This window comes from Mesorhizobium sp. M0074 (assembly GCF_040322975.1).
Lineage (GTDB): Bacteria > Pseudomonadota > Alphaproteobacteria > Rhizobiales > Rhizobiaceae > Mesorhizobium.
In genome coordinates, this window is record NZ_JAMYUM010000009.1 from 98,585 (window position 1) to 114,170 (window position 15,586).

At 63.4% G+C, this 15,586-nt stretch carries 14 protein-coding genes; 9 read left to right on the forward strand and 5 right to left on the reverse strand.

Translation table 11 applies throughout. The features are described from left to right. Positions 1–351: 351 nt before the first annotated feature. Entirely contained in the window at positions 352–1,884 is a 1,533-nt protein-coding gene (locus tag NKJ73_RS14545; protein WP_352569882.1) for a helicase HerA-like C-terminal domain-containing protein, read from the reverse strand. A 275-nt stretch (positions 1,885–2,159) separates the two neighbouring features. Between NKJ73_RS14545 and NKJ73_RS14550 the strand changes: the two genes are divergently transcribed. From NKJ73_RS14550 to NKJ73_RS14565, 4 genes are all read left to right on the forward strand, one after another. Then, a complete protein-coding gene (locus NKJ73_RS14550) occupies positions 2,160–3,602 on the forward strand; it encodes a methylmalonyl-CoA mutase subunit beta (RefSeq protein WP_352569883.1) in 1,443 nt (480 codons plus the stop codon). Next, positions 3,599–5,722, forward strand: coding sequence for a methylmalonyl-CoA mutase (scpA, locus tag NKJ73_RS14555; RefSeq protein WP_352569884.1), 2,124 nt, complete (start codon positions 3,599–3,601; stop codon positions 5,720–5,722). Before NKJ73_RS14550 ends, scpA begins: the two co-directional genes overlap by 4 nt. Before the next feature lie 76 nt (positions 5,723–5,798). After that, on the forward strand, positions 5,799–6,020 hold the full coding sequence (locus tag NKJ73_RS14560; protein WP_095496758.1) for an AbrB/MazE/SpoVT family DNA-binding domain-containing protein: 222 nt from the start codon (positions 5,799–5,801) through the stop codon (positions 6,018–6,020). Continuing rightward, positions 6,017–6,406 carry a type II toxin-antitoxin system death-on-curing family toxin gene (locus NKJ73_RS14565; RefSeq protein ID WP_352569885.1) on the forward strand — a complete coding sequence of 130 codons (390 nt, stop codon included), beginning with the start codon at positions 6,017–6,019 and terminating at the stop codon, positions 6,404–6,406. Before NKJ73_RS14560 ends, NKJ73_RS14565 begins: the two co-directional genes overlap by 4 nt. Here the strand turns inward: NKJ73_RS14565 and NKJ73_RS14570 are convergent. Next, entirely contained in the window at positions 6,403–6,876 is a 474-nt protein-coding gene (locus tag NKJ73_RS14570) for a GreA/GreB family elongation factor (protein ID WP_352449075.1), read from the reverse strand. The genes NKJ73_RS14565 and NKJ73_RS14570 overlap by 4 nt on opposite strands. A 74-nt stretch (positions 6,877–6,950) precedes the next feature. Then, positions 6,951–7,769 (reverse strand): class I SAM-dependent methyltransferase, encoded by an 819-nt coding sequence (locus tag NKJ73_RS14575; RefSeq protein ID WP_352569886.1) that lies wholly within the window; start codon positions 7,767–7,769, stop codon positions 6,951–6,953. A gap of 21 nt (positions 7,770–7,790) precedes the next feature. Between NKJ73_RS14575 and NKJ73_RS14580 the strand changes: the two genes are divergently transcribed. Both NKJ73_RS14580 and NKJ73_RS14585 read left to right on the forward strand, forming a co-directional pair. Then, on the forward strand, positions 7,791–8,576 hold the full coding sequence (locus NKJ73_RS14580; protein ID WP_352569887.1) for a TetR/AcrR family transcriptional regulator: 786 nt from the start codon (positions 7,791–7,793) through the stop codon (positions 8,574–8,576). 92 nt (positions 8,577–8,668) lie between these two features. Further along, a complete protein-coding gene (locus NKJ73_RS14585; RefSeq protein ID WP_352569888.1) occupies positions 8,669–10,045 on the forward strand; it encodes a TIGR03808 family TAT-translocated repetitive protein in 1,377 nt (458 codons plus the stop codon). Here the strand turns inward: NKJ73_RS14585 and NKJ73_RS14590 are convergent. Next, entirely contained in the window at positions 10,038–11,042 is a 1,005-nt protein-coding gene (locus NKJ73_RS14590; protein WP_352569889.1) for an asparaginase, read from the reverse strand. The two genes, NKJ73_RS14585 and NKJ73_RS14590, sit on opposite strands and share 8 nt — an antisense overlap. A 26-nt stretch (positions 11,043–11,068) precedes the next feature. Next, positions 11,069–12,235, reverse strand: coding sequence for an acetyl-CoA acetyltransferase (locus NKJ73_RS14595; RefSeq protein WP_352569890.1), 1,167 nt, complete (start codon positions 12,233–12,235; stop codon positions 11,069–11,071). 224 nt (positions 12,236–12,459) lie between these two features. Here NKJ73_RS14595 and betI point away from each other — a divergent pair, with 224 nt between their 5' ends. Genes betI through NKJ73_RS14610 form a run of 3 tightly spaced genes read left to right on the forward strand, consistent with a single transcriptional unit; the run spans position 12,460 to position 15,583 of the window. Next, positions 12,460–13,050, forward strand: coding sequence for a transcriptional regulator BetI (betI, locus tag NKJ73_RS14600; RefSeq protein ID WP_352454288.1), 591 nt, complete (start codon positions 12,460–12,462; stop codon positions 13,048–13,050). Further along, complete coding sequence (betC, locus tag NKJ73_RS14605; protein WP_352569891.1) at positions 13,047–14,576, forward strand: choline-sulfatase; 1,530 nt, start codon at positions 13,047–13,049, stop codon at positions 14,574–14,576. Before betI ends, betC begins: the two co-directional genes overlap by 4 nt. Next, entirely contained in the window at positions 14,576–15,583 is a 1,008-nt protein-coding gene (locus tag NKJ73_RS14610) for a threonine/serine dehydratase family protein (RefSeq protein ID WP_502896654.1), read from the forward strand. Before betC ends, NKJ73_RS14610 begins: the two co-directional genes overlap by 1 nt. The last annotated feature ends 3 nt before the right edge of the window (positions 15,584–15,586 follow it).

Sequence of the window (15,586 nt, forward strand, 5' to 3'; positions counted from 1 at the left end):
TAGGCCAATGACCTCTTGATTACAAGCGACGGGCAATTGGATAGTGTCGCGGATTGAACTTCGGTTTTGGGTGGTCGACTCCGACCGTTCGACCTCTGATGTCCAGCATCAGATTTTTACCCTGACGTAACCAAGCGATAGCGGCACTGATTAGCGCCGAGCCAAGGACGCAGCTATGCCCGCTGATGGTCGTATCAGGCTGTAGCGCGAACGGCAGGTTTGGAGAAACGCAATGAAGGTCGGCAAATGGCGCATAGCCGCCGTCCTCTGTCCACCAGATCTGGCTGCTGGCGCTTGATGCCAAGACAGAATTTGCCAACACAGATGCCCGCCTTCGGGTCCGATGCCCCCTCACCGCCCCCTGGACAGGCTCCCCAAAATCCCGCGGACGATCGCTCGTCCGACCGACGAGCCGACCGAGCGCACGATGGATTTGATCGCCGCCTCCGCCACCGTCTGGCGGTTGGAGGGGCGCGGCGCGCGGCGGCCGCCGGTCGGCTGGGGATCGTCATTGCCGAAGCCGGGAATGGTCCAGCGCGAACGGCCTGCGTCCTGTTGCTGCGCCTGTGCCTCCTGGGCGTCCTTGGCCTTCTTCTGCAGCATCTCGAAGGCCGATTCGCGATCGACGGTCTGGTCGTACTGTCCGGCAACCGGGCTCTCTGTGATCAGCTTGCGGCGCTCGTCGGGCGTGATCGGGCCAAGGCGCGAGGACGGCGGGCGGATCAGCGTTCGCTGCACCATGGACGGCACGCCCTTGGCTTCCAGCGTCGAGACAAGCGCCTCGCCGGTGCCGAGCTGCGTGATCACGGTTGCGCAGTCGAAATCGGGATTGGGTCTGAACGTCTCGGCCGCCGTCTTGACGGCCTTCTGTTCGCGCGGCGTATAGGCACGAAGTGCGTGCTGCACGCGGTTGCCGAGCTGGGCCAGCACCGTTTCAGGGATATCCAGCGGATTTTGCGTGACGAAATAAACGCCGACGCCTTTCGAGCGGATCAGCCGGACCACCTGCTCGACGCGGTCGATCAGCACCTTCGGCGCGTCGTCGAACAGAAGGTGTGCCTCGTCGAAGAAAAAGACAAGCTTCGGCTTGTCCGGGTCGCCGACTTCCGGCAGTTCCTCGAACAGTTCCGACATCAGCCACAGAAGGAACGTCGCATAGAGCCGCGGATTCATCATCAGCTTGTCGGCGGCGAGCACGCTGATGGCGCCGCGTCCATCGCGCGTGGTGCGCATGATGTCGGATATCCGCAATGCCGGCTCGCCGAAGAAATTCGCGGCTCCCTGCTGCTCCAGAACCAGCAGCGTGCGCTGGATCGCGCCGACCGAAGGCTTGGTCACATTGCCGTAGCGGGCGCCGATCTCTTCGGCGCGGTCGGCGATGTTGGCCAGCAGTGACTGCAGGTCCTTCAAGTCGAGCAGCAGAAGGCCTTCCTCGTCGGCGATGCGGAAGGCGATGTTCATGATGCCTTCCTGCGCCTCGGAGAGGTTCATCAGCCGCGACAGAAGCAGCGGCCCCATCTCCGAGATGGTGGCGCGGATCGGGTGGCCCTGCTCGCCGAACAGATCCCAGAAGATGACCGGGAATTCCTGGAATTCGTAGGGATCGAGCTTGACCTGCTCGGCCCGCTTGACCAGGAAATCCTGCGCTGTGCCCATCATGGCCATACCCGACAGGTCGCCCTTGATGTCGGCGCAGAATACCGGCACGCCGGCATTGGAGAAACCCTCGGCCAATATCTGCAGGGTCACCGTCTTGCCGGTGCCGGTCGCGCCGGTGACCAGGCCGTGACGATTGCCATACTGCAGCAAAAGCTGTTCGGGCCGCTGATAGCTGTCGTCCGGCTTGCGGCTGGCCCCTATGAAGATACTGGTATCGTCGGCCATGTGTCCGGTCTCCGCAAACCTATAGGGTTGAATGCCCTGATCCCTTGAAGAAAAGGGAGCCCCGCCGCAGGTATAGTGAGGCCATTGCGCAGCGACAATGGGCACCGTCGAAAATGGCTTTTGGAGCTTGCGGAACCTGCCCATGTTTGGCAATCGGTTGACGGTCACCGTCACGGAAGGCGTGTTGCACGGCATGTGTGCTGCATTGTGATATCGGGCCGGGGACCGTAGACTGACATAGTCGGCCGCTGCGGCCGCTAGAACGAGGAGAACCGATGGGCGCCGGTGCCTTGACCCAGGATGCCGAACTTCCGAACGTCGACCGGCAACGATGGCTGGCGCTGGCGGAGAAGGCGCTGGCCGGCGGGTCCTTCGAGGAAAAGCTCGTCTCGCACACGGACGACGCCATCCGCATCGAGCCGCTCTACGAGCGTTCGGTAACCGCCGAGCCTGTCGTGCGCGCCAACCCGGGATCACCGTGGATCGTCAGCCAGCGCATCGACGATCCGGACATAGGCCGCGCCAGTGCGCAGGCGCTGGAAGACGTCGCGCAGGGTGCCACCGGACTGTCGCTTGTCTTCGAGGGTGCGCCGAACGCCTTCGGCTATGGCTTGCCGAGGACGGCGGAGGCGCTGGAGGGCGTGCTCGACGGCGTGCCGCTCAACCGCATCCAGATCCGCATCGACGCCCATCCCTGGAGCCGTGCCGTGGCCGACTGGCTGGTGGCGTTTTTGACCAAGCGCCGCTCCGACCCGGCAAAGCTCAACCTCTCCTTCGGCATAGATCCGGCGGCGATCTTTGCCGGGACCGGCAGGCTGCGCATGTCGATCGAGGCTTTACAGGCTTCGATGCCGCAATCGCTGGCGCATTTCTTTTCGATGGGTGTGCCCGGCGTGCTGCTGGAGGCCGACGGGCGGGTATTCCACAATGCCGGCGCCACCGAGGCGCAGGAGCTTGGCACCATGCTCGCCTCGGCCGTCTCCTATTTGAGGCTGTTCGAGAAGGCGCGCCAGCCGCTCGTCTACGCGGCGCCGCATATCGGTTTTGCGCTCAGCGTCGACCAGGACCAGTTCGTTTCGACGGCCAAGGTCAGGGCGTTGCGCAGGCTGTGGGCGCGTGTCCAGGAGGCCTGCTCGATACCGCCCTCCACCGCCAGCATCCATGCCGAAACCTCCTTCCGGATGATGACGGCGGCCGACCCGGAAACCAACATCCTGCGCACCACCATCGCCGCTTTCGCGGCTGCCGCCGGCGGCGCGGATTCGATCGCCATCCTGCCGCACACGATCGCGCACGGCCTACCCGCGGGTTTTGCTCGCCGCGTTGCCCGCAACGCGCAACTGATCATGGCCAATGAAAGCCACATCGACCACGTCGCCGATCCGGTTTGCGGTTCGGGCGCCGTCGAGGCGCTGACTTCGGAGCTCTGCGCGGCGGCCTGGCAAGAGTTCCAGCAGATCGAGGCGGAAGGCGGCGTGCTGTCCAGCCTCGAGCAAGGCCATATCCAGAAACGCGTCCAGGCAGCTTCCGCCCGCCGCAACACTGCCTACCAGGCGGGCGAACGGGCGATCGTCGGCACGACGCTGCACCCGTCGAAGACTGAGCGTCCGGTCGAGACGCTGGCGGCGGAGCGGCGGCCTGCCTTCACCGAAGGCGTTGCGGTGTGCGAGCCGCTATTTCCGATCCGCATCGATCAGTCGATCGGAGCCGTACCATGATCCCGGATTTCAGCCAGATCGGCTGGTCGCCGCCACGGCGGGTGCCGGTCGAGGTCAAAGGCCAGCGGATGACGCCGGAAGGCATTGCCGTCAAGCATCTCTACAACCAGGGCGATCTCAAGGGCTTGCCGCACCTCGATACCTATCCGGGCCTGCCGCCTTTCGTGCGCGGCCCCTATCCGACGATGTATGTCCAGCAACCCTGGACGATCCGGCAATATGCCGGCTTCTCGACGGCCGAAGAGTCCAACGCCTTCTACCGTCGCAACCTTGCCGCCGGCCAGAAGGGCCTGTCGGTCGCCTTCGATCTCGCCACGCATCGCGGCTACGACAGCGACCATCCGCGCGTAGCCGGCGATGTCGGCATGGCCGGCGTCGCCATCGATTCCATTCTCGACATGCGCCAGTTGTTCGACGGCATCCCGCTTAACGAGATGACGGTATCGATGACGATGAACGGCGCGGTGCTGCCGATCATGGCGCTCTATATCGTGGCGGCGGAGGAACAGGGCGTCGCGCAGAAGGATCTCACTGGGACCATTCAGAACGACATCCTGAAAGAGTTCATGGTGCGCAACACCTACATCTATCCGCCAAAACCTTCGATGCGGATCGTGTCGGACATTTTTTCCTACACGTCGAAGCACATGCCGAAGTTCAATTCGATCTCGATCTCCGGCTACCACATGCAGGAGGCGGGAGCGACGGCGGATCTCGAGCTCGCCTACACGATTGCCGACGGTATCGAATATGCGCGCGCCGGCGTCGCGGCCGGTCTCGACATCGACCGTTTCGCGCCGCGCCTTTCCTTCTTCTGGGCGATCGGCATGAATTTCTTCATGGAAGTCGCGAAGCTGAGAGCAGCGCGCCTTTTGTGGGCCAGCCTGATGCTGAAGAACTTTTCGCCAAAAGACGAGCGCTCGCTGTCGCTGCGCACCCATTGCCAGACTTCGGGCTGGTCGCTGACGGCGCAGGATCCCTACAACAACATCATCCGCACCATGATCGAGGCGATGGCCGCCACTCAAGGCCACACGCAGTCGCTGCACACCAATTCCTTCGACGAGGCAATGGCGCTGCCAACCGACCACTCAGCCCGCATCGCCCGCAACACGCAGCTCATCCTGCAGAAGGAATCCGGCACGACGCGGATTATCGACCCGTGGGGCGGCTCTGCCTATCTCGAACGGCTGACGCATGATCTGGCGGCGCGTGCGCTTGCGCATATCGAGGAGGTCGAGAGCCTCGGCGGCATGGCCGCGGCGATCGAAAAGGGCCTACCGAAGCTGCGCATCGAAGAGGCTGCCGCGCGCACCCAGGCGCGCATCGATTCAGGCGAACAGATCGTGGTCGGTGTCAATGCTCACCGTCCCGGCACGGACATCGACGTCGACGTGCTGAAGATCGACAATGCCGAAGTCAGGGCGCGGCAATTGTCGAAGCTGCAGCGGCTGAAAGGCACGCGTGACGTCGCCGCCGTCGAGAGCGCGCTCGATGCGCTTACCCGTGCTGCCGGGCGTAACGGAAACCTGCTGGAATTCGCCATCCGGGCCGCACGCGCCAACGCCACGGTCGGCGAGATTTCGCTGGCGCTGGAAAAGGTTTTCGGCCGCCATGTCGCCTCGGTGCAGACGATCTCCGGCGTCTATCGCAACGCGCTCGGCGACAATCCGGTGGTCGACCGGCTGCAGGACAAGATCGTCGCGTTCGAGGAGAAGTCCGGCGGCAAGCCGCGCATTCTGGTCGCCAAGATGGGGCAAGACGGCCATGATCGCGGCCAGAAAGTGATCGCCACCGCCTTTGCCGACCTAGGCTTCGACGTCACCGTCGGGCCGATGTTCCAGACGCCGGACGAGATCGCCAGGCTGGCGGTCGAGCACGACGTGCACATCGTAGGCGCCTCGTCGCTGGCAGCAGGCCATTTGACGCTCATTCCCGAACTCAAACAGGCGCTGAAGAAGCTCGGCCGCGACGACATGCTGATCGTCGCCGGCGGCGTCATTCCACCGCAGGATTACGATGCAGTCCGGCAGGCAGGCGCCACTGAGATCTTCCCGCCCGGCACGGTCATCCCGGAAGCGGCGGACCGGCTGATGGATCGGCTGCTGCAGGCCGGCTGACGCTTGTTATAATGTCTGTCTGTTGTAACGAGAAACACGCTGAGTTATAATCAGCGTTGCAACAGGATGCTTCACCATGAACACGACCATTCGCAAGATCGGCAATTCCGAAGGCGTGATCCTGCCGAGGGAGCTTCTCGATCGTCTGAACCTGAAGGCCGGCGACCAGCTTCAAATCGTTGAAACAGGTGACGGTCTTGCGCTGAAGCCGGTGGACGACAGCTTCGAGCGGCAAATGAAAGCTGCCCGCGAGGTGATGGACAAATACAAGGTCGCGCTTCAGAAGCTCGCCGAATGAGCTGGGAGTTTCTGACGCGGCGTGCAGTCGAAGCCATGCACGCGGAGCAGTTGCGCCGACACGGCGGAGCACAAGGCTTGAGGGATGAAAATGCCCTCGAATCGGCGCTCGCTCGCGCCGAAAACAAGGCCAACTACGGAGACCCGTCGGTTGAGGAACTCGCAGCCGCCTATGTCTTCGGCATTGCCAGAAATCATGCCTTTGTCGACGGCAACAAACGCACGGCCATTGTCGCTGCCGGCGCATTTCTGATTGTGAATGGTTATGCCCTGACGGCCAATAACGGCATGCTTTACGAATTCGTCATGGGCGTCGCCGCCGGCGAAATCGACGAAGCTGGTGCCGCGGCGTTCTTCCGCGATCATGTCGTCAAGCTCGAAGACTAACTGTCGGAGAGCTTGACGATCTCCCATTCCTTGCCGTTGACCACGGCAATTTCGCCGATCTTCTTGCCGAACAGCGCCATCGCCATCGGCGACATATGGGAAATTGTCCCTTTGCCCGGATTGGCTTCGTCCTCGCCGACGATCTTCCAGTGCACCTTCTTGCCGTCGTCGCTTTCCAGGGTGACACCCATGCCGAAACGAACCAGGTCGCTGCCCGGTTCCGGCACCGAAAGCTCGGCGCTTTCCCGCCGTGCCGTCCAATAGCGGAGATCGCGCGAGACCAGCGCGATGCGCTCGCGGTCGGCCCTCTTCTCGGCTCTGCCCAGTTCGTCGCGCAGAGCGGCCACCTCGGCATCGATCAGCGCCATGCCGCGTTCCGTGACCAGATTGCGGTGATGGCTGATCGGCCGCTCGCCGATGCCGGCAATGGCGTTTTCGCTGTCTTCCTCGCGGGTGAAGGCCCTGCTCATCCGACGAACTTAGGCCCGGCGCGACGACTCCACAAGCCATTGCTGAAGAAGAGGATGGTGACGGAAATCTGGGTTCAATACCCGACGTTTAACAGCCGCTTGGGGTCCGGTTGCGCAACTAGGTAGCGGAGCCCCTTGGTTCCGACGTCGCCTTGCTCAACGATATTGAAGCCGTGCCGACCGAGATCCGCTGCAACTTTGTCCAAATCGACGTAACCATGCCGGTGGAGCCGAAAGGTGCTCTTCCGGCGCGGCGGTTTCGCAAAATCGACGATAAGCACACGACCGCCCGGCCTCAGGACGCGGAAGGCTTCTCTGCCGAATTCCTCGCGGCCCTTCTTTGGAAGATGGTGGAACATCAGCGTGCTGAGGACGACATCAAATTCCCCGTCCTTGAAAGGCAGTTCCTGAGCGGTGGCGGTCGAGAACCCGACTTGTAACCCTGCCCGCCGGGCCTTTGCCGTTGCGCGCGCAACCATTTCGGCGGAGGCGTCGACGCTGTCCACACGCCCCTCCGGCCCCACCTTCTGTCTGACGAGGAGCGCGGTGGTGCCGGTGCCGCACCCGACATCCAGGACCACTTCTCCCGGATTCAGCTCCGCAAAGCTTAATATCCTTTCGCGAAAAGCACGTTCGCGACCGAAGGTCAGAAGCCACGCCAGCATATCGTACAGGGCGGCGGAATGAAGCGTGATGCCGACATGCGGCGCCTTCTCCTCGCCGGCGGCCGGTCTGCGGTCCTTGGCGGACAGCCGCCCGTGAGCGCTTTGCCATATCAATAAGCTCGCGACTACGACGAGTGCACCAGCATGAAGCAGGAGGACGGGAACTCCCAAGGAAAAGACCGCATTTGCCTGTCCCAACGAGAAAAATGCCGCGAGCACCACGGCCATTTTGACGAGCGCGACTAGCGCATGCCCTCCAACTATTGTTCCGAAAAGACGTTGGTGCATTGCTTTATCTCCGGCCAGCCGGGCATCGCGCCGGGCCTTCCGCAAGAGCATAGGATACTGGACAGTGTGTCCAGTATCAGTTTTACTGGCCACATCGCACCGACGCGCCCAATACTGGACGATTTGGTGTCCTTTGGCCGGAAAAGGATGTTGCCGATGCCAGCCGGACCGATCGACCGTCGGGTCGCCAGGACCCGCAGCCGACTGCAGCAGGCGCTTTTCAGATTGACCGCCGAGAAGGGATATACGGCGATCACGGTCGAGGACATCTGCAGGGAAGCCGATGTCGGCCGCTCGACTTTCTACACGCACTATCCCGACAAGGACCGCTTGAGGAAAGCAACGATCGACGAGCATATGAAGGGCTTGCAGGCACGTGGTGCCGAACGCCATTCGCAGAGAAATGCCAAGGGCTTTTCCTTCAGCGGTCCGGTGTTCGAGCATGCTCTTGCCACGCGGGAGATGCACCGTGCGCTGATGGGCGGGAAAAAGCGCGAAATGCCAGAAGAGATCCGCGGCTGGATAAGCAGGCAGGTTCGCCATGAGTTGGCGAATATCCAAGGTGATGAAGGCGGAGTCAGACTTGAGATCGCCACACGCTTCATCGTTGGCGCGTTCTTTGAAGTGATGCACTGGTGGCTTGAGAAGGATACGAAGCTGTCTCCCGCGGAGATCGACCAGATATTCCTGCAACTTGCCTTCAACGGGGTAAATGCGGTGATCGCCGAGCCAACGAGGATCGAATAGGGGCCAAGCGTCAGATTTTCACCACGAGTTCGACCGGGCTAGTCTGGCACGAATCCTGCGGCGTGAGCGTTGGACGCAAGGGATCTGTGCCGATGTTGAACAGACGAACGCTGCTTGCGCAGACCGCCGGCTTTGCCGTCATGGGGCTTTCGATCGGCAATGCAGCGGCGAAAAACCTTCCCGGCATCGAGAAAGCCGCGATGCGTAGCGCGATCAACGCAACCGAGCTCGGCGTCCGGCCCGGCGCGCTAGACGATCAGAGCAAGGCTTTCACCAAGCTGCTGCGCGACGCGCACGACCGCGACATGCCGGTGTTCCTGCCGCCGGGGATCTATATCGTTTCCAACCTGTCGCTGCCCGGCCGCGTGCGCCTGTCCGGCGTGCCGGGCGCATCGCGGATCGTCTATGGCGGCAATGGCCATCTCATTATGGCCGAACGGGCCGAGCATGTCGAACTCAGCGGGCTGGTGTTCGATGGCAGCAACCGCTGGATGGGCGACTACACGCAAGGCCTGCTCGATCTGCGCCGCATCGCCCATCTGGTCGTCGACAACTGCCAGATGACCGGCAGCGGCAAGAACGGTCTGGCGCTCGAACACGCCTCGGGCCGCATCCAGCGCTTGGAGATATCCGGTGCGGCCGATGCCGGCATCTATTCGGTCGAGGCCGATGGCCTGGAAATATCAGGCAATAGCGTCTCCGACTGCGCCAATGGCGGCATCCTCGTGCACCGCTGGCAGGCAGCGGAAGACGGCACCATCGTCAGCGGCAACCGGATCGAACGCATCCAGGCGCGCGGCGGCGGAACCGGCCAGAACGGCAACGGTATCAATGCCTTCCGCGCCGGCAACGTCATCATCTCCGGCAATATTGTTTCGGACTGCGCGTTCTCGGCGATCCGCGCCAACAGTGCCAGCAATTTGCAGATCACCGGCAATACCTGCTCGCGCTCGGGCGAAACGGCCGTGTATTCCGAATTCTCATTCGAAGGCGCGGTCATCGGCAACAACATCGTCGATTGTGCTGCGAACGGTATTTCGATCGTCAATTTCAACGAAGGCGGGCGCATGGGCGTCTGCTCCGGCAACGTAGTCCGCAACCTGTCGACCAGCGGCCCCTACCCTGCCGATGCGCCCGGCTTCGGCGTCGGCATCATCGTCGAGGCAGACACCACAGTTTCCGGCAATGTCGTCGAGAATGCACCGCTCTACGGCATGCAGATCGGCTGGGGACCGTTCATGCGCAATGTGGTCGCTACGGGAAACATCGTCCGCAAGGCGGGGACCGGCATCGTCGTCACCGTGGTCGAAGGTGCCGGGACGGCAATCATCTCCGACAATGTCATCGACGGAGTCCAGAACGGCGCGATCGTCGGCCAACGCTGGGCCGAGCGAGTGACCGGCGACCTCGCCGCATCAGGCAATGCCGGCTATGCGCATCTGACCGTCGAGCGCAACCACGTCAGTTGAGGGTGGCCGTCGGCCGGAGCGCGCCGACTTTGGCGCCGATCCGGCTTTCGATGGGCGGATTTGCCTGTTCGATCAATTTCGCAGCGAGCGCGTGGTCGGCGTGCAGCAGCTTAGCCAGCACGGCCGCGACCATCACTTCAGCGGCGCGGCCTGCGCCATCGTCGCATTTCAGCGCGATGCCAAGGCCAAGCTCCGGAACGGCGGCGCAAAAAACACCTTCGGCGCCTCCCTTGACGAAAATCCGGCCCGGGGCGGCCTCCATCATCGCGACGTCGGACCTGCCCGTGCCGGCGACGAAAAACGGCTCGGCCATGCAGGCAGAAAGCAGCCGCTTCGCCGCCCGGGCGCGCACCGGCTCGAAGCCGGCACCTGTCGCCATGCGGGCAAAGCCAAGGGCAAAGCTGCGCAACGGCGCGGCATAGGTCGGAATCGAGCAGCCGTCGGTGCCGCGGTGATCGGCGTCATGGGCAGCACCGGTCACCGCCTGCATCGCTTCGCGCACCATTTCCTGCGAGGCATGGCCAGCCTTGACGTAACCACGATGGGCGATGCCGCTGTGAACGCAGGTGCATAGGAAGCCTGAGTGCTTGCCGGAACAATTGTTATGCAAGGCGTTCGGCGCACGGCCGGCGCGCGCGAGCGCCAGCGTCGCCCCGTGGCTCGACGGCCAATGCGCGCCGCATTCGAGTGCCGTCTCGTCGAGGCCGGCTTTCGCCAGCATGGCGCGTGCCAGCTCGACATGCGGCGGCTCGCCGGAATGGGAGGCGCAGGCCAGCGCCAGCTCCCGGTCACCGAAGCCGTAGGCATCGGCAGCGCCGCTCTCGACCAGCGGCAACGCCTGGATCGCCTTGACCGCCGAGCGCGGGAACACCGGCTGTGCCGTGTCGCCGATCTCCCAGACGGGCTTGCCGTCGGCGTCGAAGACGGCAACAGCGCCGCGATGGGCGCTCTCGACGATAGCGCCGCGCAAGACTTCGACCAGAACCGGATTTGCCATGTCACCTCCCGCAAATGCGGGCGGGTTTATCTGATCCGGTCGAGAATGGAAACGTAGTTGGCGACCGCGGCACCACCCATATTGAAGATGCCGCCGAGTTTTGCTCCCGGCACCTGGATGCCGCCCGCCTCGCCGACAAGCTGCATGGCGCTCAGCACATGCATCGATACGCCGGTGGCACCGATCGGGTGGCCCTTGGCCTTCAGTCCACCGGACGGATTGACCGGCAGCCTTCCATCTTTCGCCGTCTCGCCATCCAGGGCCAGCTTGGCGCCCTCCCCCGGCTTGGCCAGGCCCATCGCCTCATACTCGATCAGTTCGGCGATGGTGAAACAGTCATGCGTCTCGACGAAGGACAGGTCGCCGAGCGTCACGCCCGCCTGCTTCAGCGCCTGGTTCCACGCCTGCTCGCAGCCTTCGAAGGCGAGAATGTCGCGCTTCGACATCGGCAGGAAATCCTGCACATGCTCATTGGCGCGGAAGGCGACGGCGCGGCGCATCTTCAGCGCCGTGGCCGTGTCGGCAAGGACAAGCGCGGCGGCACCGTCCGACACCAGCGAGCAGTCTGTGCGCTTCAGCGGACCGGCGACGAAGGGGTTTTTTTCGCTTTCCTGCCGGCAGAACTCGTAGCCGAAATCCTTGCGCATCTGCGCGTAGGGATTGTCGACGCCGTTCTTGTGGTTCTTGGCGGCGATCATCGCCAGCGCATCCGACTGGTCGCCGTAGCGCTGGAAATAGGCTTGGGCGATCTTGCCGAAGACGCCAGCGAAGCCTGCCGGCGTGTCACCGTCCTCCGGCAGATACGAGGCCTTGAGCAGGTTCTTGCCGATATCGGGACCGGGCGTCGTCGTCATCTGCTCGGCGCCGACCACCAGCACGATACGGGCGGCATTGGCGTCGATGGCGCGGATGCCTTGCCTGACCGCCGCCGAGCCGGTGGCGCAGGCGTTCTCGACGCGGGTCGCCGGCTTGAAGCGCAGCCGGTCATCGGCCTGGAGGACCAGGCTCGCGGTGAAATCCTGGGCGGAAAACCCGGCGTTGAAGTGGCCGAGCACGATCTCGTCGACGTCATCTGGACCGATGCCGGCATGATCGAGCGCCTCGACTGCCACCTTGGTGATCAGGCCCTCCAGCGTCTCGCCTTCGAGCTTGCCGAAGCGCGAATGCGCCCAGCCGACGATGCATGCTGTCATGGCGATCTCCATCCTGTGGACCCGGGCTACGCGATACTGCGCGCGCATCAGCATTGTTCAAGCATGAACCGTTTCGCAGGCCTCGTGAAGGGGCCAGAACCGCACAATCGCTTGATCTTGATCATCTGGTCATAGTGCCTGGCTTTTGCCAGCAAATCAGGCCGGATTTTTGTTGATTGATGCGTCAATAAAAAATAATCTTGTCCCAATAGGCCGGAGCAGGAATGCCGAAACTCGGAATGGAGCCGTTGCGCCGCAGGGCGCTCATCGACGCAACGATCTCGGCGATCGGCGAGCGCGGTTCGCTTGATGTGACGATGTCGGAAATCGCCGGGCGCGCCGGCGTGTCCTCGGCGCTTGCCCACCATTATTTCGGCGTCAAGGACGAATTGCTGTTGGCGACGATGCGGCACATCCTGAGCGAACTCACCGCCGATACGCGCCGTGCACTTCGCGCGGCCGGCACGGCGCGCCAGCGCGTCTCGGCGGTGGTCGCGGTCAATTTCTCCGACATCCAGTTCCAGCCCGAAACGATCGCCGCCTGGCTCGCCTTCTATGTCGAGGCGCAGAAATCGGCAGCACTCCGCCGGCTGCTCAAGGTCTATGCGCGCCGGCTGCATTCCAATCTGCTCAGCGGGCTGGCCGGCATCCTGCCGAGAAGCGAGGCCGACCGGGTCGCCGAAGCGACCGCGGCGCTGATCGACGGGCTCTATATCAGGCGCGCGCTGAAGGACGGTGTTCCCGATGCCGCGACCGCGATTGCACTGGTCGAGGACTATCTCGAAACGAAGCTCAGCGGACGGCAGAAGCAGTGACATCCAAGCGACCCAACATCCTGATCGTCATGGTCGATCAGCTCAACGGAACGCTGTTTCCGGATGGGCCGGCGGACTTCCTGCACGCGCCGCATCTGAAGGCGCTCGCCGCGCGTTCGGCGCGTTTTTGCAACAATTACACCGCCTCGCCGCTCTGCGCGCCGGGCCGCGCCGCATTCATGAGCGGCCAGTTGCCGTCACGCACCGGGGTCTATGACAACGCTGCCGAATTCGCGTCTTCGATCCCGACCTTTGCCCATCATCTGCGCACCGCAGGTTATCACACCTGCCTCTCCGGCAAGATGCATTTCGTCGGGCCGGACCAGTTGCACGGTTTCGAGGAGCGGCTGACCACCGACATCTATCCGGCCGATTTCGGCTGGACGCCCGACTATCGCAAACCCGGCGAGCGCATCGACTGGTGGTATCACAATCTCGGCTCCGTCAGCGGCGCCGGTACTGCCGAGATCACCAACCAGCTGGAATATGACGACGAGGTCGCCTTCCATGCGGTGCAGAAGCTTTATGATTTTGCCCGCGTCTCCGACGATGCCGCACATCGGCCCTGGTGCTTGACGGTTTCCTTCACCCATCCGCACGATCCTTACGTCGCACGGCGGCAATACTGGGACCTCTACGAGGATTGCCCGGCGCTCGAGCCTGAGGTCGGCTTCATTCCTTACGACAGGCAGGACCCGCATTCGCAGCGGCTCTACCGCGCCAGCGACTATGACAGGTTCGACATCACCGCTGAGCAGATACGCCGCGCACGGCGCGGCTATTTCGCCAACATCTCCTATCTCGACGACAAGCTCGGCGAATTGATGTCGGTGCTCGAGCACACACACATGCTCGACGACACGATCATCCTGTTCTGCTCGGACCATGGCGACATGCTGGGCGAGCGCGGCCTGTGGTTCAAGATGTGCTTTTTCGAAGGTTCGGCGCGGGTGCCGCTGATGATCGCCGGCAAGGGCATCGCCGCCGGCCTGATCGACACGCCGGTCTCCAATCTCGACGTGACGCCGACGCTTTGCGACCTCGCCGGCATCGACATCAGCGCGATTGCGCCGTGGACTGACGGCCAGTCGCTGCTGCCGTTGCTGAACGGAAAGAAACGCTCCGCGCCGGTGCTGATGGAATATGCCGCCGAAGGCTCCAACGCGCCGATGGTGGCGATGCGCGAGGGCCGCTACAAATTCATCCATTGCGAGATCGATCCGCCGCAACTGTTTGATCTTGAATCGGATTCGCAGGAATTGACCAATCTCGCCGCCGATCCGGCCAATGCGGCATTGGTGGCCGCTTTCACCGACAAGGTGCGGGCGCGCTGGGACATGGCGGCCTTCGACGCGGCGGTGCGTGCCAGCCAGGCACGCCGCTGGGTGGTCTACCCGGCGCTGCGCAACGGCACCCATTATCCCTGGGAATTCCAGCCGCTGCAGAAGGCATCGGAGCGCTACATGCGCAACCACATGAACCTCGACCTGCTCGAAGAGCAAAAGCGCTTTCCGCGAGGCGAATGATGGCAGATAGTCTCGTCCCCTCGCTCGACCATCTCAGGCAGGCCCATGCCGTCACCTCCAAGGCGATGCAGGTCACGCCGCTGCTGGAATCGGCGGCACTCGCGCGCGAGACCGGCGCCGCCCGCGTCTTCGTCAAGGCCGAATCGCTGCAATGGGCAGGATCGTTCAAGGTGCGCGGCGCCTACTGGCGGCTGAAGAAGCTCTCGCCTGACGAAGCCAAAAAGGGCGTCGTCGCCTACTCCTCCGGCAATTTTGCGCAGGGGCTAGCGGCGGCTGGCCAAGCGCTTGGCATTCCCGTCACCATCGTCATGCCGATCGACGCGCCGGCCGCCAAGCGCGACGCCACATTGGGTTACGGCGCGCGCGTGGTGCTGACTGACCATGGCGAGCGCGCGCGTGAGGAAGTCGCCGCCGCCAAGGCGCGCGAGATCGCTGCGAGCGAAGGCCTGGCGCTGCTGCACCCGTTCGACGATCCGGAGATCGTTGCCGGCCAGGCCGGTGCCGGGCTGGAGGTATTCGACCAGATCGCCGCCAGGCAAGCGGAGGCCGATCTCTTGTTCTGCTCGGTCGGCGGCGGCGGCCTGATCGGCGGTGTTTCACTGGCCTTTCACTATCTATCGCCAGCCACGAAGATCATCGGCGTCGAGCCGGAAGGTTTTGACGGCATGGGCTCGTCGCTGGCGCATGGCGCCATCGAAACCATGCCGATCGGGCCGAAATCGATCTGCGACGGGCTGATGTCGCGGCGGCCCGGCGACGCGCCGTTCGCAGCGGTGAAGGCCGCCGGCGTTCGCGGCGTCACCGTCGACGATGCTTCGGTGCGGCGCGCCATGCGCCTCGCCTTCGAGCGGCTGAAGCTGGTGCTCGAGCCATCCGGCGCTGCTTCGCTGGCGGCGTTGCTCGGCGGCAAGGTCGACGTCACCGGCAAGACCGTTCTCGTAATGGCAACCGGCGGCAACGTCTCGCTGGCCGATTTCATTGCGCATATGAACCACGGGCGCGCATGAACC